We start from the raw sequence: 17,468 nt of genomic DNA on the forward strand, positions 1-17,468 counted from the left end.
TCGCCGCGGCGTGACTCTTCGAAGATGGTGTCGTCGCCGGTATCGGCCACGCGCTGCGCCACGTTCGACTTCAGTTCGCGGTCCAGGCGCTCGCGCAACTGGCGGCTGGTCACGAACTTGCCTTCACGGCCGGCCAGCGGCGAGGTGTTGACACAGAAGTTCATGGTCAGCGTCGGCTCGTCCACCTTCAGCATCGGCAGTGCGTCCTGGGCGTCCGGCGCGCACACGGTGCAGCCGATACCCAGTTCTTCGATGCCGTTGATCAGCACGATGTCGCCGGCTTCGGCCTCGGATACGATCTCGCGCTCCAGGCCCTGGAACTTCAGCACCTGGTTGATGCGGCCCTTGATCGGGTTGCCTTCCGGGCCGAACTTGACCACCACGTCCTGCAGCGGACGGGCGCGGCCACGCGAGATGCGGCCCACGCCGATCTTGCCGACGTAGCTGGAGTAGTCCAGCGAAATGATCTGCAGCTGCAGGGGACCGTCCCGATCGTCGTCACGCACCGGCACCTTGTCCAGCACCGTTTCGAACAGCGGCTTCATGTCGCCGTCGCGCACGTCTTCGGTCAGGCCGGCAAAGCCGTTCAGGCCCGAGGCGTAGATCACCGGGAAGTCCAGCTGCTCGTCGGTGGCGCCCAGCTTGTCGAACAGGTCGAAGGTCTGGTTGATCACCCAATCCGGGCGCGCGCCCGGGCGGTCGATCTTGTTGACCACCACGATCGGCTTCAGGCCCAGCGCCAGCGCCTTGCGCGTGACGAAGCGGGTCTGGGGCATCGGGCCTTCCACGGCGTCGACCAGCAGCAGCACGCCGTCGACCATCGACAGCACGCGCTCCACTTCACCGCCGAAGTCGGCGTGGCCCGGGGTGTCGACGATGTTGATATGGGTGCCGTTGTATTCGACGGCACAGTTCTTCGCGAGAATCGTGATCCCGCGTTCCTTTTCCAGGTCGTTCGAGTCCATCACCCGCTCGGCGACTTGCTGGTTGTCGCGGAAGGTGCCTGCCTGGCGCAGGAGCTGGTCGACCAGGGTGGTCTTGCCATGATCGACGTGGGCGATGATGGCGATGTTTCGGATGGCGCGGGTCATTGCTGCGTCTCGCTAAAAGCGACTCTCGCAAGGAGGGTCGGAGAATCTGAGGTAACCCAACATTCTAGCATGTTGCGGCGCAAGATGCGTTGACCTCAACCGTCACTCCGCTAGCAAATATTATTTCCAAAAACGAAATAACGAATTTCCGTTCTTGCGCATCCTTAAACACGAACATATATTTGCCTCAGCAAAGATTGCAAAGGCAAAGATGTCAAAGGACCTGATCCCCGGGCCGTCGGAAACAGATGCCGCGCTGTTCGATCCCGCCAAGTACCAGATGTGCGACAGCGTCGGCTACCTGCTGCAACGTGCGAAAAACACGCTGGCACATAGCGTCGAACAAGAGGTCAGCAGCCTGGACATCACACATGCGCAGGCCAGCTGCCTGATCATGATCGCCACCGGGCGTGCCGCCACCGTCACAGACTTGGGCCGTGAACTGAATACAGACATGGGTTCGGTCACGCGCCTGCTCAGCCGCATGGAAAAACGCGGCCTGATCGAACGCCAGCGCCGCGACGATGACCGCCGCGTGGTCAACCTGTTGCTCACCGAACAGGGCCAGGCCCTGGCAGATCGCCTGCCGACCATTTTCTGCAAAGTACTTTCGCAGCACTTCAGGGGATTTTCCGCGGACGAACTCCAGTTGCTGAAGAGCATGCTGCGCCGGGTCATCGATAACTACAGCGGGTAGCGGCGCGCCGGCCGGAATCCGGCAAGGCAGATCGTCCGGCACGCCGGACACACCGTACCACCCGTCACAAAGCATGGCTCCGGACACGTAGCAAGAACATGAAACAAGCCCTCTCTTCACAAGCCCCCCTGTCGCCGCGCCCGCGCGAGCTGGTACGCCGCGCGGGCACGCTGGCATTGACCGCCGTGGCCGCGGCAGTGCTGGCCGGCTGCGCTGCGCTCGGCAACTCGCACAGCACGCAGACCATGGCCGACCCGGCCGCGATGGCCACCTCGCAAACCCTGCCCGGCGAACACGGCCAGTGGCCCACGCAGGACTGGGTAGACCAGTTCAAGGACCCGCAGCTGAGCGCACTGGTCGACGAGGCCGTCAAGGACAATCCCAGCCTGCAGGCGGCCTTTGCCCGCGTGGAAGCGTCGCGCGCCATGGCTGAGGCGACGCGCAGCGCGCTCTACCCGCACCTGGAGTTCGAAGGCAGCCTGATCCGCCAGCGCTTCTCCGAGAAGGACCTGTTCGAAGGCACGCCGCTGGCCGGCTCGTGGCAGAACCAGTCGCGGCTGCAGGTTGGCCTGTCGTATGACTTCGACTTCTGGGGCAAGAACCGCGACGCGCTCGAAGCCGCGCTGTCGGACGACCGCGCCGCCGAGGCGGAAAGCCAGGCCTCGCGCCTGATCCTGGCGACCTCGATCGCGCGCAACTACGCCCGCCTGGCCGCACTGTATGCCCAGCGCGACGTCGCCGAGCGCGCCATCGCGCAGCGCCGCGACCTGACCGAACTGTCGCGCCAGCGGCTGGCCGCCGGCCTCGACACGCAGGTCGAGACCACGCAGGCGCGCGGCACCGTGGCCGCATCGCAGACCGACCTGCAGCGCGTCGACGAAGAGATCGCGCTGGCCCGCAACCAGCTCGCCGCGCTGCTGGGCAAGGGCCCGGACCGCGGCCTGCAGATCCAGCCCCCGGTGTTGCTGGCCCAGGCCACCCCCACCCTGCCAGACGACCTGACCATCGGCCTGCTTGGCCGCCGCCCCGACCTGGTGGCGGCGCGCTGGCGCGTCGAAGCGGCATCGAAGGATATCAGCGTCGCCAAGAAGGAATTCCTGCCCGACGTCAGCCTGACAGCATTTGCCGGCCTGGCAGCACTGGACCCATCCAACTTGCTGATGGGCATAAGCCGCACCTTCGGCATCGGCCCCACCGTCCGCCTGCCGATCTTTGAAGGCGGCAAGCTGCGCGCCAACCTGAAGGGCAAGTACGCCGGCTACGACATCGCCGTAGCCAACTACAACCAGGCGCTGGTCGATGCGTTGCGCGAAACCGCCGACACCATGACCAGCATCCGCAGCGTCGACAAGCAGATCCAGACCCAGCGCGAAGCACTGGACCTGGCCGAGCACGCCTATGCGCTGGCCACTACGCGCTACAAGGCGGGCCTGGGCACGCAGCTGACCGTGCTCAACGCGGAAAGCAACGTGCTGCAGCAGCGCCGGCTCGCGACCGACTTGCAGGCACGCCGGCTTGACTTGCAGATGGGCCTGATGAAGGCGCTCGGCGGCGGCTATCAGGAGCCTGCCGAAGAAGAGAGCCACGCAGGCCACAGCCAGGCCGGCACCGCGCAGCAACAGGACAAGACCCAGGCGGGCGCCCGCGGCTGATCCGCGCACCCCGTGATTGCAGACAAGAATCACCAGAGAACATCATGAGCAATAACCAGCAAGCGGCCGGCACCAGCAATCCCCAGCAAGCCCCGGCCCCCAACAGCAACGGCAAGCGCAAGCGCATGCTGGTGTCGCTGACCGCGGCGACCGTCGTCGCCGGCATCGGCTACGGCGTGTACTGGGGCATGTACGCCCGCCACTTCGAAACCACCGACGATGCCTACGTCGCCGGCAACGTGGTGCAGGTGACCCCACTGGTCGGCGGCACCGTGGTGTCGATCGCCGCCGACGACACCCAGCTCGTCACCGCCGGCCAGCCGCTGATCCAGCTGGACCGGGCCGATACCCAGGTGTCGCTGGAACAGGCCGAGGCGCAACTGGCGCAGGCCGTGCGCGAGGTGCGCACGCTGTACGTCAACAACGGCTCGCTCGCCGCCAACGTGGCGCTGCGCGAAGCCGATGTCGCGAAAGCCCGCGAAGACCTGCGCCGCCGCCAGGCCATCGCCGGCTCGGGCGCGGTCTCCAATGAAGAGATCGCGCACGCGCAGGCCGCGCTCAAGGCCGCGGAATCGGCGCTGCTGGCCGCGCGCGAGCAGCTCGCGTCGAACAAGGCGCTGACCGACCAGACCACAGTGGAGAAGCACCCCAACGTGCAGCGCGCCGCCGCCAACCTGCGATCGGCCTACCTGTCGTTCGCGCGCTCGACCATGCCGGCGCCGGTGACCGGCTACGTGGCCAAGCGCTCGGTGCAGGTGGGCCAGCGCGTGGCCGCGGGCGCGCCGCTGATGGCGGTGGTGCCGCTGGACCAGGTCTGGATCGACGCCAACTTCAAGGAAGTCCAGATCACCCATATGCGCATCGGCCAGCCGGTGACGCTGGAGGCTGACGTGTACGGCTCCAAGGTGGAGTACAAGGGCAAGGTCGCGGGCTTCTCGGCCGGTACCGGCTCGGCCTTCTCGCTGCTGCCGGCACAGAACGCCACCGGCAACTGGATCAAGGTGGTGCAGCGCCTGCCGGTGCGTATCGCGCTGGATCCGCAGCAGCTCAAGGACCACCCGCTGCGCGTGGGCCTGTCGATGACCGTGAAGGTCGACGTGCGCCGCGAGGAAGGCGCCGCCATGGCCAATGCCGCGCCGGCCAAGCCGATGCAAACCAATGTCTATGACAAGGTGGCACAGGACGCCGACCAGCTGATCGCGCAGATCATCACAGCCAACAACGGCGGCCGCGCCGCCGGCCTGCCTGCTGCCGCCGGGGCCGAAGGCGCCAAGGGAACCAACGGAGGCAATGGGGCCATCGGGCCCGACACCGCCAACGCGCCCGGCGGTGCCAACACCAAGCCTGCCCGCACCTGATCATGGCCAACTCCATCACCGCCGCACAGTCCGGCGGCGCAACGGCGCGGCCTGCCGCGCCGCTGGCGCCGCAGCAGCCGCAGCCGCTGACCGGCGGCAAGCTGGTGATCGGCACCATCGCGCTATCGCTGGCCACGTTCATGAACGTGCTCGACTCGTCGATCGCAAACGTGTCGATCCCGGCGATCTCGGGCGACCTCGGCGTGGCGCCGAACCAGGGCACCTGGGTCATTACCTCGTTCGCGGTGGCCAATGCGATCTCGGTGCCGCTGACCGGCTGGCTGACCACGCGCTTCGGCGCGGTGCGGCTGTTCATCACGTCGATCCTGCTGTTTGTGCTGGCGTCGTGGCTCTGCGGCGTCGCGCCCAACCTGGAAACGCTGCTGGCGGCCCGGGTGCTGCAAGGGGCCGTGGCGGGGCCGATGATCCCACTGTCGCAGTCGCTGCTGCTGTCGAGTTATCCGCCCGCGAAGAGCACCATGGCGCTGGCGCTGTGGGGCATGACCACGCTGGTCGCTCCCATCATGGGCCCGCTGCTGGGCGGCTGGATCTCCGACAACATGACGTGGCCGTGGATCTTCTACATCAACGTGCCGGTGGGGATCATCACCGCGTACGCCACCTGGGCCATCTACAAGGACCGCGAGACGCCGACCAAGATGCTGCCGATCGACCGCATCGGCCTGGCGCTGCTGGTGATCTGGGTGGGGTCGATGCAGCTGATGCTCGACAAGGGCAAAGAGCTGGACTGGTTCCACTCCACCGAGATTGTGGTGCTGACGCTGGTCGCCATTGTCGGGTTCCTGTTCTTCCTGGCGTGGGAGACCTATGAGAAGCATCCGATCGTCGACATCAGCCTGTTCAAGGGCCGCAATTTCAGCTCGGGCGTGGTGGCAATCTCAGTAGCGTACGGGCTGTTCTTCGGCAACCTGGTGATCTTGCCGCTGTGGCTGCAGACCATCGTCGGCTATACCGCGACGGATGCCGGCATCGTGATGGCGCCGGTGGGGATCTTCGCGATCCTGCTGTCGCCGGTAATTGGGCGCAACCTGCCGAAGATGGATGCGCGCTGGGTCGCAACGGCCGCGTTCATCACCTTCGGCATCGTCAGCCTGATGCGCTCGGGCTTCACCACGCAGGTCGATACCTGGACGCTGATGGTGCCGACGCTGATCCAGGGCGCGGCGATGGCGATGTTCTTCATCCCGCTGACTTCGATCATCCTGTCGGGACAGCCGGCGGAGAAGATCCCGGCGGCATCGGGCTTGTCGAACTTCGTGCGGATTACCTTCGGCGGCATCGGCGCCTCGATCTCGACCACGGTGTGGGAGAACCGCTCGGCCCTGCATCATGCGCAGCTGGTCGAGCAGGTGAACCCGTACAACCCGGCCTACCACGACCAGCTCAACCACCTGATGCAGATGGGCATGAGCCAGATGCAGGCGGTAGGCGTGATCGAGCGCAATATCAGCCAGCAGGCCGCCATGCTGGGCGCCAACGATATCTTCTGGATTTCGGGGATGCTGTTCTTCGTGCTGATCGCCTTTGTCTGGCTGACGCGGCCGGCCAAGGGCGGCGGCGGTTCGGCGGACGCCATGGCGGCGCACTGAGGCATACACCTGCTTATGGACAAAGGGACGCTTGCGAGCGTCCTTTTTTTGTTTCCTCGCCTGACCCCTTGCATTCCGGCCCCGGCCGCCCTATGATTTCTGAACCAATTTACGGAACCATAGTTCCGTAAACCGGAACCAAACAAAGTTCAGAAAGACGGAGCGACGGTTTGAGCATTCTTGAAGGCGTGGAAAGCGTGCTGGCCATGTTCGAACAAGGCCGGCACGAGATCACGTTCAACGACGTCATTGACGAACTCGGCCTGGCCAAGAGCTCGGCTTCGCGGCTGCTGGCCCAGATGGTGCGCTACCGGCTGCTGGAATTGCAGCCATCGACGCGGCGCTACCGCCCCGGGACGCTCTTGATCCGCGCCGCCCAGGCGGCGACGCAGGCGCATCCGTTAGACGAGCAATGCCGGGCCATCCTGGCCTCGCTGTCGGACTCCACCGGCTTTACCACCTACCTGTCGATGCTCGACGGCACCGACACCGTGGTCCTGCAGCGCCTGAACGGCAGCAATCCAGTGCAAGTGCTGTCGCCGCCGGGCGCGCGCCGGCCGGCATTCACCACCGCGATGGGCCGCGTCCTGCTCTCGCGCCTGCCGCAAGCCGAGTTCAGCGCACGCTATGGCACCGCCGGCGCGCGCAAATTGCCTGAGGCGCCGGCTGGCTGCCCCACTACCGTGGCCGAACTGGCCGAGCGCGTGGCAAGCGCCAGCCGCGAGCGCAGCGCGATCGCCGTGAATGAAGGCATGCCGGGGATCGGCGCGGTGGCCACCACGCTGGCCGATCCGCTTTCCGGCGATGTGCGCGGGCTGTGCCTGTCGTTCACCGCGATGCAGGTCAGCCAGGCCCAGGCCAATGCGCTGCGGGAAACGCTGGTGCAGGCAGTGGCACCGGTCGGGCAGCGCATCGGCGATCCGCTCTGGCTCCATCCCGGCGACACCGCCGGGCAATAGCAATCCCGGCTAGCTTAATCCCATGGAACTCCTGTTACTCAGCAACTCCACCAGCGACGCGGGCTACCTCGTCCATGCCCACGACGCGATCCGCAAATTGGCCAGCGGGCGCACCCGTGCCTGCTTCCTCCCGTTCGCCGGCGTCACGCGCGACTGGGACACCTACGAAGCGCTGGTTCGCGACGCACTGGCCCCGGCCGGCATCGAAGCGCACTCGCCGCACCGGCTGTCCGACGCTGACTGCGTGCGGGCGGTGGAAGCCGCCGAACTGATCGTCATCGGTGGCGGCAACACCTTCCGACTGCTGCAATGCCTGCGCGAGCGCGGCCTGCTGCCCGTCATCGCGCGCCAGGTACATGCAGGCGCCGCGCGCTATATCGGCTGGAGCGCCGGCACCAACGTGGCCTGCCCGACCATCCGCACCACCAACGACATGCCGGTCGCCGACCCCGGCGGCCTCGACGCGCTCGCGCTGGTGCCCTTCCAGATCAACCCGCACTACTTCAACGTGGTGCTGCCGGGCTTCCGCGGCGAAACGCGCGATCAGCGCCTGGCCGAATTCACGGTGCTGCAGCCGCGGATGCCGGTGCTGGGCTTGCCCGAAGGCAACTGGGTGCGCGTATCCGACGATCGCATGGAGATGGCCGGCGGGCATGCCGCACGCTGGTTCCTCGGCCCGGATATCGTCGACGTAACCCCCGGCGCATTGTCCGTGCCGGCCGGCGCCGCTGCCATCTGATCCATCGCAATACCGGAAAGCAAGCAAGGAACCCAAGCAAGATGTCCATCAAGCAGGTGATTGAATCGATCGAGCTGCTGTCCGCAGCCAACGTCGACGGCGCAGCCGTTGCCACTCTGCTGCGCGCACGCGGCATCAGCGATGTCACGGTGACGCGCGTGGAAGAGAACGGCCTCTACACCGACTTCCTCGCCTGCACCCTGCCCGGCCGCAACCCCGACGCGCCCGCGCTGGGCGTGGTCGGCCGCCTCGGCGGCGTGGGCGCGCGCCCTGCCGTCACCGGCCTGGTGTCCGATGCCGACGGCGCCATCGTCGCGGTCGCCACCGCGCTCAAGCTGGCCGACATGGCCGCCGGCGGCGACGTGCTGGCCGGCCCGGTCCGCATCCACACGCACATCTGCCCGCACGCGGCGACCCGGCCGCACCAGCCGGTGCCAATGATGAAGTCGCCCTTCGCCATGCGTACGATGATGTCGCACGAAGTCCATCCGCAAATGGCGGCCATCCTTTCGGTCGACACCACGCGAGGCAACCGCTTCGTCAACCGGCGCGGCGTCGCGCTGACGCCGGTCGCCAGGGAGGGCTGGCTGCTGCGCCTGCCCGAACGCATGCTGGACCTGATCGGCTGGGTCAGCGGCGAACTGCCGGTGGTGTTGCCGCTGACCACACAGGACATCACGCCATACGAGAACGGGCTGTGGCACGTCAATTCGATCATGCAGCCGGCCATCGTCACCGATGCGCCGGTGGTCGGCGTCGCACTGACCGCGCAGACCACGGTGCCGGGCTGCGCCACCGGCGTGACCAACGCCCATGACCTGGATGTGGCCACGCGCTTCTGCATTGAGGTGGCGAAGCTCTTCAGCCAGGGCCAGTGCCCCTTCTATGACGTGGACGAGTGGGCGGAACTGCAGCGGCGCTACGGCTCGCTGGCGCACTTGCAGACCGTCGGGATGGTGGCATGACTGCCCCGGCCGGACGCTTGCCGCGCGTGGCCTTCGTCACCATCGGCCAGGCGCCGCGGACCGACATCGTGCCCCAGATGCTGGCCGACCTGGGCCTGCCGGTGGCGGCGGAGGAATTCGGCATCCTCGACAATCTCGACGTGGACGCAATCGCCGCACTCGCCCCCGCCAACGGCGAATACCGCTTTGCCAGCCGTCTGCGCGACGGCTCGCAGGCAGTGATGGGCAAGCCGGTGGCGGAAGCCATGCTCGCGCGGCTGATGGCATCGCTGGACGATGGCCGCTTCGACGCACTGGTGCCGCTATGCACGGGCACCGCGCTGCCGCCGATGCGCACGCTGGTGATCGAGCCGCAGCAGGTGGTGGATCACCTGACCGTCGCGCTCGCCCAGGGATGCAAGCGGCTCGGCATCGTGCTGCCCCTCGAAGGGCAGGTCGGCAGCTTTCATCTGATCGAGCCGGTGTCCTGCGAACTACGCATTACGCATGCCTCGCCTTATACGGACACCGTCGCCGACAGCGGCACCGGCCGCTTCGCGCAGGCCGGTGAAACGCTGCGCGGCTGCGACCTGGTGGTGATGCACTGCATGGGCTACACCGAGGCGATGCGGGCCGAAGTCGCGCGCCATGCCGGCGCGCCGGTGCTGCTCTCGAACCGGATGGTGGCCAGGCTGCTCGGGCAGGTGCTGGAAGGCCGCAACGGGAACGGCCTGTGATGTGGCTTACGGGTAAGGGCAAGCCCGCTGACAGATTGCCTGTGACATTGCTGGAGTGGAAGTAACAATGGAAAAGGTATCGAAGTGGATGCGGCCGCTGCTGCGCGGCATGGTATGCATGAGCCTGGGCGCGGTAGCAGCCACGGGCGCGCATGCGCAGGAGTGGAAGCCGTCGAAGCCGGTGCGTTTGCTGGTCGGCTTCGCGCCGGGCGGTTCAGCCGACCTGCTGGCGCGGCTGGTGCAGGGACCGTTGTCCGAAAGCCTCGGCGTGCCGGTGGTGGTGGAAAACGTGCCCGGCGCGGGCGGCAATATCGGCGCCGACAAGCTGGCCAAGGCGGCGGCTGACGGCTACACGATCGGCATGGGCGCGGCCGGTGCGATGGCGGTGACGCATGTGCTCAACCCGAAGGGCACGCCGTACAAGGCGGATGACTTTACGCCGATTGCCATGCTGGCGACGCAGCCCAACGTGGTAATCATCACCCCGGCCCTGCCGGTCAAGTCGATGGCCGACTTCACGGCGTACGTGAAAAAGACGCCACAGGTCACCTATGGCACGGCCGGCGTCGGCACGTCCAACCACCTGATCGCCGAGACCATGTTGCATCGCCTCGGCGTCGACATGGTCCACGCGCCGTACAAGGGCGCCACGCCAGTGATCACCGACCTGATGGGCGGCCACATCGCCATGACCGTCGACAACATCACCACGGCTGCATCGCTGGCCAAGTCGGGCAAGGTCCGCGCCATCGCCGTCACCAGCAGCAAGCGCTCGCCGCTGTTGCCTGACGTGCCGACGCTGGCCGAAAGCGGGCTGAAGGACTTCAATATGCCGACCTGGCAAGGGATCTTCGGCCCGAAGGACCTGCCCAAGCCGATCGTGGCCCGCTACAACCAGGCACTGGTGAAGGCGCTGGCGAATCCGGAAGTGAAGAAGAAGATGGCGGAATTCGGCTCCGAGCCGGTCGGCGACACGCCGGAGCATTTCGCCGGGTTCCTGGCGCAGGACCGCAAGACGTGGGCCGAAGTGATCAAGACAGCGAAAATCACGCTCGACTGATCCGCGTCCAGCAAGGAGCGGCGCTTACAGCCTGACCAGCCGCTCCGGCCGCAATGCCCCCTCGCGCATGCGCGCGACGCCGAGCAGGCGCGCCGGCTCGCCGGCATAGACGCGCGCCAGCACACCTTCCGCGACATCGGTGCCCTCGGGCAGGTCCCGGCGCGCAATGCGCTGCCCCTGCAGGAAACGCGAAGCAGCGGCTTCGTCCAGCATCACGGGCGGGCTCTTCTGCAGCAAGGCGTCGACCGGGGCCAGCATCCCAGGCCGCGCGGCATCGTCCTGCTGCTCGATCTGTTCGAGCGTCACCGCTCCGTCCAGTGTCAGGTCGCCCACAGCAATGCGGCGCAGCCCGGTCAGGTGGGCGCCGCAGCCCAGCGCCTCGCCGATATCCTCGGCCAGCGTGCGGATGTAGGTGCCCTTGCTGCAGGTCACGCGCATGGTGAACGCGGCCGTGGTGAACGACGGGGGCAGCGCGCAATCCAGCAGTTCGATCGCATGAATGGTGACACGGCGCGCGGCGCGCTCGACCGTCTGCCCCGCGCGCGCGTATTCGTACAGCGGGCGGCCATCCTTCTTCAGCGCCGAATGCATCGGCGGCACCTGTTCGATCTCGCCGGTAAATCGCACCAGCGCCTGCTCCACCGCGGCGCGGTCGCAGGTCACCTCACGGATATCGAGCAACTCGCCCTCGGCGTCGCCGGTACTGGAGCGCGCACCCAGCCGCACCACTGCATCATAGGTCTTGTCGGCTTCCAGCAGATCCTGCGAGAACTTGGTGGCCTCGCCAAAGCACAGCGGCAGCAAGCCGGTGGCCAGCGGGTCGAGCGTACCGGTATGCCCGGCCTTGCTGGCGCGCAGCAGGCGCTTGGCGCGCACCAGCGCATCGTTGGACGACAGGCCAAGCGGCTTGTCGAGCAGCAGCACACCATGGACGTCGCGGCGCGGCAGGCGCGGCGAACGCTGCGGAGGGGCGGCGTTGGAATCGGTCATCGGAGAAAACAGGAGCGACGCTGATGCGGCGCGGTGTGCGGCCTGGCGGCGCGCTGCCCATGCCTGGCGGCACGGGCACCGGCTCAGTCGTCTTTCGAACGCGTGGCGTTCGCTTCGTTGATCAGCTTGGACATCTCGATCGCGTGTTCGACTGAGGTGTCGTGCAGGAAACGCAGCGTCGGCACGGTATGGATGTGCAGGCGCTTGTACAGCAGCGAGTGCAGGAAGCCAGCCTTCTCGTTCAGGATGGCTTCGGCCGTTGCCGGCTCGGCACCCAGCACGGTGAAGTGCACCTTGGCGTGGGCATAGTCCGGCGTCAGCGTGACCGACTGCAGCGTGACCAGGCCGAGGCGCGGGTCGCGCAGCTCGCGCTGGATCATCTCGGCCAGGTCCTTCTGGATCTGGTCTGAGATGCGGAGGTTGCGGGAGGAGATATTGCCTTTCTTGGCCATTCAATTGCGTCTAGTCGAGATGACAACGGCAGGCCGAAGCCTGCCGTTGCTTGCGACGCCTTACAGCGTACGCGCCACCTCTGTGATTTCGTACACCTCGAGCTGGTCGCCTTCCTGAACATCGTTGAAGTTCTTGATCGACAGACCGCACTCGAAGCCTTGCTTCACTTCCTTGACATCGTCCTTGAAGCGCTTGAGCGAATCCAGCTCGCCGTCGTGGATGACCAGGTTGTTGCGCAGCACGCGCACCAGCGAGTTGCGCTTGACCAGGCCGTCCGTAACCATACAGCCGGCCACCGCACCGATCTTCGGCACGCGGAACACCTGGCGCACCTCGACCTGGCCGATGGTGGTTTCGCGCTTCTCCGGCGCCAGCATGCCCGACATCGCCGCCTTGATCTCGTCTACCGCATCATAAATGATGCTGTAGTAGCGGATATCGATGCCGTTGTGCTCGGCCAGCTTGCGCGCACCAGCATCGGCACGCACGTTGAAGCCGATGATGACTGCCTTCGAAGCCGTCGCCAGGTTGACGTCGGACTCCGAGATGCCACCCACGCCGCCGTGCACGATCTGCACGCGCACTTCGGCGGTCGACAGCTTCTGCAGCGACTGCACCAGCGCTTCCTGCGAACCCTGCACGTCGGCCTTGACGATCAACGGCAGCGTCTGCACTTCACCTTCGGCCATCTGCTCGAGCATGTTCTCCAGCTTAGCGGCCTGTTGCTTGGCCAGCTTCACGTCGCGGAACTTGCCCTGGCGGAACAGCGCGATTTCACGTGCCTTGCGCTCGTCCGGCAGCACCAGCACTTCTTCACCGGCGGCAGGGACTTCCGACAGACCCTGGATTTCCACCGGGATCGACGGACCGGCTTCCTTGGTCGTCTTGCCGTTCTCGTCCAGCATGGCACGCACGCGGCCGTAGGCGCTGCCAGCCAGGACCACATCGCCACGCTTGAGCGTGCCGCTGCTGACCAGGATGGTTGCGATCGGGCCCTTACCCTTGTCCAGCTGGGCTTCCACCACCAGGCCCTTGGCCGGGGCATCTACCGGTGCCTTCAGTTCCAGCACTTCGGCTTGCAGGAGCACTTGCTCGAGCAGGTCTTCCACACCGGTACCCATCTTGGCGGAAACCGGCACGAACGGCGAATCGCCGCCGTACTCTTCCGGCACCACCTGCTCCGCCACCAGTTCCTGCTTCACGCGGTCCGGGTTGGCATCGGGCTTGTCGATCTTGTTGATCGCCACGACGATCGGCACACCGGCAGCCTTGGCATGCGCAATGGCTTCCTTGGTCTGCGGCATGACGCCGTCGTCGGCCGCGACCACCAGGATCACGATGTCGGTTGCCTTGGCACCGCGGGCACGCATGGCCGTGAAGGCCTCGTGACCCGGAGTGTCCAGGAAGGTGATCACCCCGCGATCGGTTTCCACATGGTAGGCACCGATATGCTGCGTAATGCCGCCGGCTTCGCCCGCGGCAACCTTGGTGCGGCGGATGTAGTCCAGCAGCGAGGTCTTGCCGTGGTCGACGTGACCCATCACGGTCACTACCGGCGGACGCGGCAGCAGCTCGGCGTCGGTGTGGTCTTCGCCATCCACCACCAGCAGCGCTTCCGGATCGTCCAGCTTGGCGGCGAACGCCTTGTGGCCCATTTCTTCCACCACGATCATGGCGGTTTCCTGGTCCAGCACCTGGTTGATGGTCACCATCTGGCCGAGCTTCATCATCTGCTTGATGACCTCGGACGCCTTCACCGCCATCTTGTGCGCGAGATCGGCCACGGAGACGGTTTCAGGCACATGCACTTCACGCACCACCGGCTCGGTCGGCGCCTGGAAGCTGCTGCGGCTGTCGTCGTGCTGCTGCTGCCTGCCGCCACGGCCACGCGGGCCACCGCGCCAGCCGCCCACGCCGCCCGACGAATCGCCGCGCGTCTTCAGGCCGCTGCCCTTCTTGCGGCTGCTGTCGTCCTGCCAGCCTGCCTTCACGACCTTGCCCTTCTTGTCGGCGGTTGCCGTGGTCGTGGTCGTGGTGGCCGGCTTCTTGTCGTCCTTCTTCGCTTCCGTGGTCGCACCGGCCGGCTTCACCGGTTTGTGCAGCGTACCGGTCTGCTCGGCCTTCTTTTCTTCAGCCTTGCGCTCGGACGGCGCCTTCAGCACGCGCGGAGGTGCGTTCAGCATCTGCTGGATCGCACGAGCCTCGGCTTCGGCAGCCTCGCGGCGCTTGCGCGCAGCGACTTCCTGCTCGGCGCGGGCCTTGTCGGCAGCGGCCTTGGCCTCGTCCGCAGCCTTCTGCGCCTCGGCGCGTTCAGCGGCGACGCGAGCCTTCTCGTCCTCAGCCTTCTTGCGCGAGGAGTCTTCGTTGGCCTCGGTCACGGCGCGCGACGCGGCAGCCTCTTCCTCCACCTTCTTGGCGGCGAGTTCGGCCTGACGGCGCTGCTCCGCTTCCAGGGCTTCCTGCTGGGCGCGGCGCTCGGCTTCCTCGCGCTCGGCTGCCTCGCGGGCGGCCTTGGCTTCGGCTTCCCGGCGCGCCAGCAGTTCGGCCTGATGGCGTTCTTCCTCGTCGCGGCGTGCCTGTTCGGCAGCCTCGGCCGCGGCCGCTGCATGCCCTTCGGCGGCGTCCGCGTGGACTCCAGGCTGGGCCTCGTCGCGCTTGATCAGCACGCGCTTTTTGCGCACTTCAACCTGGACGGTGCGAGTCTTGCCGGTGCCATCCGACTGGCGGATCTCCGAGGTCTCGCGCTTGGTCAGCGTAATCTTCTTGCGGGCGCTGTCGTCGGCCTGGCCGTGCGAGCGCTTCAGATAGTCCAGCAGACTGGTCTTATCCGATTCCGTGATGATGTCTTCTGGCGTCGCTTTGCCCACCCCAGCCGCCTGCAATTGTTCCAGCAGGGCAGCTGCGCTGCGACTCAGTTCTGCGGCCAGTTGGGCAACTGTTGTGCTTGCCATTCAAACCCTTTCAATGCTTGGTGTCTTCGTCGGGACAAATCGTTTGTGGAAAGCGCGCCCGGGCCAGTTGTAGGCCAGCCCGGCCGTGTCCCTCAGTTGAACCAATGTTCCCGTGCTTTCATGATCAGCGACTTGGCTTCTTCCTCGCTGACACCGGTCATCTCGACCAGCTCGTCCACGGCCAATTCGGCCAGGTCGTCACGCGTATGGATATCGCCTTCGGCCAGCTTGCCGATCAGTTCCGGGTTGAGGCCGTCGAGCGAGCGCAGATCCTGCGACACCTCTTCCACCTTTTCTTCCCGGGCCAGTTCCATCGTCAGGAGCGCATCACGCGCGCGATTGCGCAGCTCGTTGACGGTGTCTTCGTCAAAGGCCTCGATCTCCATCATTTCACTGATGGGGACATAAGCCACTTCTTCCAGCGTGGAGAAGCCTTCCTCGATCAGGATGTCGGCAACTTCCTCATCCACGTCCAGCTTGGACATGAACAACTTGCGCACGACATCGCTCTCTTCGGCCTGCTTCTGCGCCGATTCCTCTTGCGTCATGATGTTGATCTGCCAGCCGGTCAGTTCGGACGCCAGGCGTACGTTCTGGCCACTGCGGCCGATGGCGACGGCGAGGTTTTCCTCGTCGACCACCACGTCCATGCTGTGCTTCTCTTCATCGACCACGATCGACTGCACTTGCGCAGGTGCCAGCGCGCCGATCACAAACTGCGCCGGGTCTTCCGACCACAGCACGATATCCACGGCCTCGCCGCCGATCTCGTTGCGCACTGCGGTCACGCGCGTACCACGCACGCCCACGCAGGTGCCGATCGGGTCGATGCGCTTGTCATGCGCCACCACCGCGATCTTGGCACGCACGCCCGGATCACGCGCGGCGGCCTTGATTTCCAGCAGACCCTGTTCCATTTCAGGCACTTCGTTTTCGAAGAGCTTGATCAGGAAGTCAGGGGCGGTGCGCGACAACTCGATCTGCGGGCCGCGCGCGGCGCGGTCCACGTTCAGGATATAGGCGCGCACACGGTCGCCGGTGCGCAGGTTTTCCTTCGGGATGATCTGGTCGCGGGCCAGCAGCGCTTCCACGCGGCCGGATTCCACGATCAGGCCCTTCTTGTCGGCGCGCTTGACCGTGCCGGTCATGATCTTCTCGCCGCGATCGAGGTAGTCGTTCAGGATCTGCTCGCGCTCGGCATCGCGGATGCGCTGCAGGATCACCTGCTTGGCCGCCTGCGCGCCGATACGGCCGAACTCGACCGACTCGATTTGCTGCTCGATGTAGTCGCCAAGCTCAAGGCTGGGGTTCTCATCGCGGGCTTCGAACAGCAGGATCTGCTTGTCCGGCTCCTGCAGGCCCTGTTCGTCGGGAACGACCAGCCAGCGGCGGAAGGTTTCATGCTCGCCCGACTCGCGATCGATCGCGACCCGGATATCCACGTCTTCTTCGAAACGCTTCTTGGTGGCCGAGGCGAGCGCCGCCTCCAGGGCACCGAATACCACATCCTTGTCGACGTTCTTCTCACGCGCAAGCGCATCGACGAGCAACAGAACTTCGCGGCTCATTGCTTGTTCCCTTTTCTTTGATTTCCTTTGAAGTCGAATACCGGCACCAGGCGCGCCTTGTCGACATCGGATACGGCAAATTCCAGCAGTGCCGGGCCATCCTTGCCCTCGAACTCCAGGCCAACCTTCTCCGCGCCCGCCTCGCCGGTCGGTTCGCGCAGGATGCCCGTGAAGTTCTTCTGCCCGTTGACCGGCAGGCGCAGCGTCACGCGCGCCTCGGCGCCGGCAAAGCGGACATAGTCGGCCAGCTTCTTCAGCGGCCGGTCCAGTCCGGGCGACGAGACCTCGAGGCGTTCGTAGTCGACATTCTCGACCGTGAACACGTGGGTGAGCTGGCGGCTCACCTTTTCACAATCCTCGATGGCAATGCCGGTTTCAGGCTGATCGATATAGACACGCAACAATCCGGCCGGGGCACGCTCGAGCTCAACCAGCTCATACCCCATGCCGTTAAGGGTGGTTTCGATCAAATCTGCCAGATGCACTGTTATCCCGAGTAATGGCCATCAACACCGTGGCAGGCAAACCCGCCGCTGCCGTCCGGGACGACCTTGCTGCAGTGCTGCCTGTCCGCCATCCCGCCCGCGCCGGGGCGCGGGACCGAATTCGGGCGAACCAAAAAAAAATGGGCGCAATGCCCATCATTCGCCCACCCTCGG

General features: G+C 65.9%; 15 protein-coding genes. 9 read left to right on the top strand and 6 right to left on the bottom strand.

Translation table 11 applies throughout. From position 1 onward, the window contains the following. Positions 1–1,091 (bottom strand): GTP-binding protein (locus tag ACIP1U_RS07525; RefSeq protein WP_400313389.1); only part of this gene is annotated, 1,091 nt, incomplete at its 3' end. 211 nt (positions 1,092–1,302) lie between these two features. On the opposite strand from ACIP1U_RS07525, the gene ACIP1U_RS07530 reads away from it, so the two are divergent. The 9 genes from ACIP1U_RS07530 to ACIP1U_RS07570 all read left to right on the top strand — a co-directional run bounded on the left by ACIP1U_RS07530 (position 1,303) and on the right by ACIP1U_RS07570 (position 10,847). Further along, positions 1,303–1,788 carry a MarR family winged helix-turn-helix transcriptional regulator gene (locus ACIP1U_RS07530; RefSeq protein ID WP_400313832.1) on the top strand — a complete coding sequence of 162 codons (486 nt, stop codon included), beginning with the start codon at positions 1,303–1,305 and terminating at the stop codon, positions 1,786–1,788. Between the two features lie 98 nt (positions 1,789–1,886). After that, the gene (locus ACIP1U_RS07535) at positions 1,887–3,440 is read left to right on the top strand and encodes an efflux transporter outer membrane subunit (RefSeq protein WP_400313392.1); all 1,554 of its coding nucleotides are present in this window, start codon (positions 1,887–1,889) and stop codon (positions 3,438–3,440) included. Positions 3,441–3,484: 44 nt separating this feature from the next. Beyond that, positions 3,485–4,798 (top strand): HlyD family efflux transporter periplasmic adaptor subunit, encoded by a 1,314-nt coding sequence (locus ACIP1U_RS07540; RefSeq protein ID WP_400313395.1) that lies wholly within the window; start codon positions 3,485–3,487, stop codon positions 4,796–4,798. Positions 4,799–4,800: 2 nt separating this feature from the next. After that, positions 4,801–6,408 (top strand): DHA2 family efflux MFS transporter permease subunit, encoded by a 1,608-nt coding sequence (locus ACIP1U_RS07545; RefSeq protein WP_400313397.1) that lies wholly within the window; start codon positions 4,801–4,803, stop codon positions 6,406–6,408. A gap of 170 nt (positions 6,409–6,578) precedes the next feature. Continuing rightward, entirely contained in the window at positions 6,579–7,367 is a 789-nt protein-coding gene (locus tag ACIP1U_RS07550) for an IclR family transcriptional regulator (RefSeq protein ID WP_400313399.1), read from the top strand. Positions 7,368–7,389: 22 nt separating this feature from the next. Beyond that, complete coding sequence (pepE, locus tag ACIP1U_RS07555) at positions 7,390–8,106, top strand: dipeptidase PepE (protein WP_400313402.1); 717 nt, start codon at positions 7,390–7,392, stop codon at positions 8,104–8,106. Positions 8,107–8,147: 41 nt separating this feature from the next. Next, entirely contained in the window at positions 8,148–9,071 is a 924-nt protein-coding gene (locus tag ACIP1U_RS07560; RefSeq protein ID WP_400313404.1) for a DUF1177 domain-containing protein, read from the top strand. Then, positions 9,068–9,787, top strand: a complete 720-nt coding sequence (locus ACIP1U_RS07565; protein WP_400313407.1) for an AroM family protein — start codon at positions 9,068–9,070, stop codon at positions 9,785–9,787. Before ACIP1U_RS07560 ends, ACIP1U_RS07565 begins: the two co-directional genes overlap by 4 nt. A gap of 67 nt (positions 9,788–9,854) precedes the next feature. Next, the gene (locus ACIP1U_RS07570) at positions 9,855–10,847 is read left to right on the top strand and encodes a Bug family tripartite tricarboxylate transporter substrate binding protein (RefSeq protein ID WP_400313409.1); all 993 of its coding nucleotides are present in this window, start codon (positions 9,855–9,857) and stop codon (positions 10,845–10,847) included. 24 nt (positions 10,848–10,871) lie between these two features. On the opposite strand, the gene truB is transcribed toward ACIP1U_RS07570, so the two are convergent. From truB to rimP, 5 genes are all read right to left on the bottom strand, one after another. After that, a complete protein-coding gene (truB, locus tag ACIP1U_RS07575) occupies positions 10,872–11,837 on the bottom strand; it encodes a tRNA pseudouridine(55) synthase TruB (RefSeq protein WP_400313412.1) in 966 nt (321 codons plus the stop codon). An 83-nt stretch (positions 11,838–11,920) separates the two neighbouring features. After that, positions 11,921–12,289, bottom strand: a complete 369-nt coding sequence (rbfA, locus tag ACIP1U_RS07580; protein ID WP_029046201.1) for a 30S ribosome-binding factor RbfA — start codon at positions 12,287–12,289, stop codon at positions 11,921–11,923. A 60-nt stretch (positions 12,290–12,349) separates the two neighbouring features. Further along, a complete protein-coding gene (gene infB / locus ACIP1U_RS07585; protein ID WP_400313417.1) occupies positions 12,350–15,241 on the bottom strand; it encodes a translation initiation factor IF-2 in 2,892 nt (963 codons plus the stop codon). Between the two features lie 92 nt (positions 15,242–15,333). Then, entirely contained in the window at positions 15,334–16,809 is a 1,476-nt protein-coding gene (nusA, locus tag ACIP1U_RS07590) for a transcription termination factor NusA (protein WP_400313420.1), read from the bottom strand. Next, the gene (rimP, locus tag ACIP1U_RS07595; RefSeq protein ID WP_400313422.1) at positions 16,806–17,294 is read right to left on the bottom strand and encodes a ribosome maturation factor RimP; all 489 of its coding nucleotides are present in this window, start codon (positions 17,292–17,294) and stop codon (positions 16,806–16,808) included. The genes nusA and rimP overlap by 4 nt, the downstream gene beginning before the upstream one ends. Between the last annotated feature and the right edge of the window lie 174 nt (positions 17,295–17,468).

It is taken from the genome of Cupriavidus sp. NPDC089707 (assembly GCF_044748965.1).
GTDB lineage: Bacteria > Pseudomonadota > Gammaproteobacteria > Burkholderiales > Burkholderiaceae > Cupriavidus.

Excerpts from the sequence above, each read along its gene's own strand:
- ACIP1U_RS07530 (WP_400313832.1), top strand. The coding sequence starts at position 1,303 with ATGTCAAAGGACCTGATCCCCGGGCCGTCGGAAACAGATGCCGCGCTG.
- ACIP1U_RS07535 (WP_400313392.1), top strand. The coding sequence starts at position 1,887 with ATGAAACAAGCCCTCTCTTCACAAGCCCCCCTGTCGCCGCGCCCGCGC.
- ACIP1U_RS07540 (WP_400313395.1), top strand. The coding sequence starts at position 3,485 with ATGAGCAATAACCAGCAAGCGGCCGGCACCAGCAATCCCCAGCAAGCC.
- ACIP1U_RS07545 (WP_400313397.1), top strand. The coding sequence starts at position 4,801 with ATGGCCAACTCCATCACCGCCGCACAGTCCGGCGGCGCAACGGCGCGG.
- pepE (WP_400313402.1), top strand. The coding sequence starts at position 7,390 with ATGGAACTCCTGTTACTCAGCAACTCCACCAGCGACGCGGGCTACCTC.
- ACIP1U_RS07560 (WP_400313404.1), top strand. The coding sequence starts at position 8,148 with ATGTCCATCAAGCAGGTGATTGAATCGATCGAGCTGCTGTCCGCAGCC.
- ACIP1U_RS07565 (WP_400313407.1), top strand. The coding sequence starts at position 9,068 with ATGACTGCCCCGGCCGGACGCTTGCCGCGCGTGGCCTTCGTCACCATC.
- ACIP1U_RS07570 (WP_400313409.1), top strand. The coding sequence starts at position 9,855 with ATGGAAAAGGTATCGAAGTGGATGCGGCCGCTGCTGCGCGGCATGGTA.
- truB (WP_400313412.1), bottom strand. The coding sequence starts at position 11,837 with ATGACCGATTCCAACGCCGCCCCTCCGCAGCGTTCGCCGCGCCTGCCG.
- rbfA (WP_029046201.1), bottom strand. The coding sequence starts at position 12,289 with ATGGCCAAGAAAGGCAATATCTCCTCCCGCAACCTCCGCATCTCAGAC.
- infB (WP_400313417.1), bottom strand. The coding sequence starts at position 15,241 with ATGGCAAGCACAACAGTTGCCCAACTGGCCGCAGAACTGAGTCGCAGC.
- nusA (WP_400313420.1), bottom strand. The coding sequence starts at position 16,809 with ATGAGCCGCGAAGTTCTGTTGCTCGTCGATGCGCTTGCGCGTGAGAAG.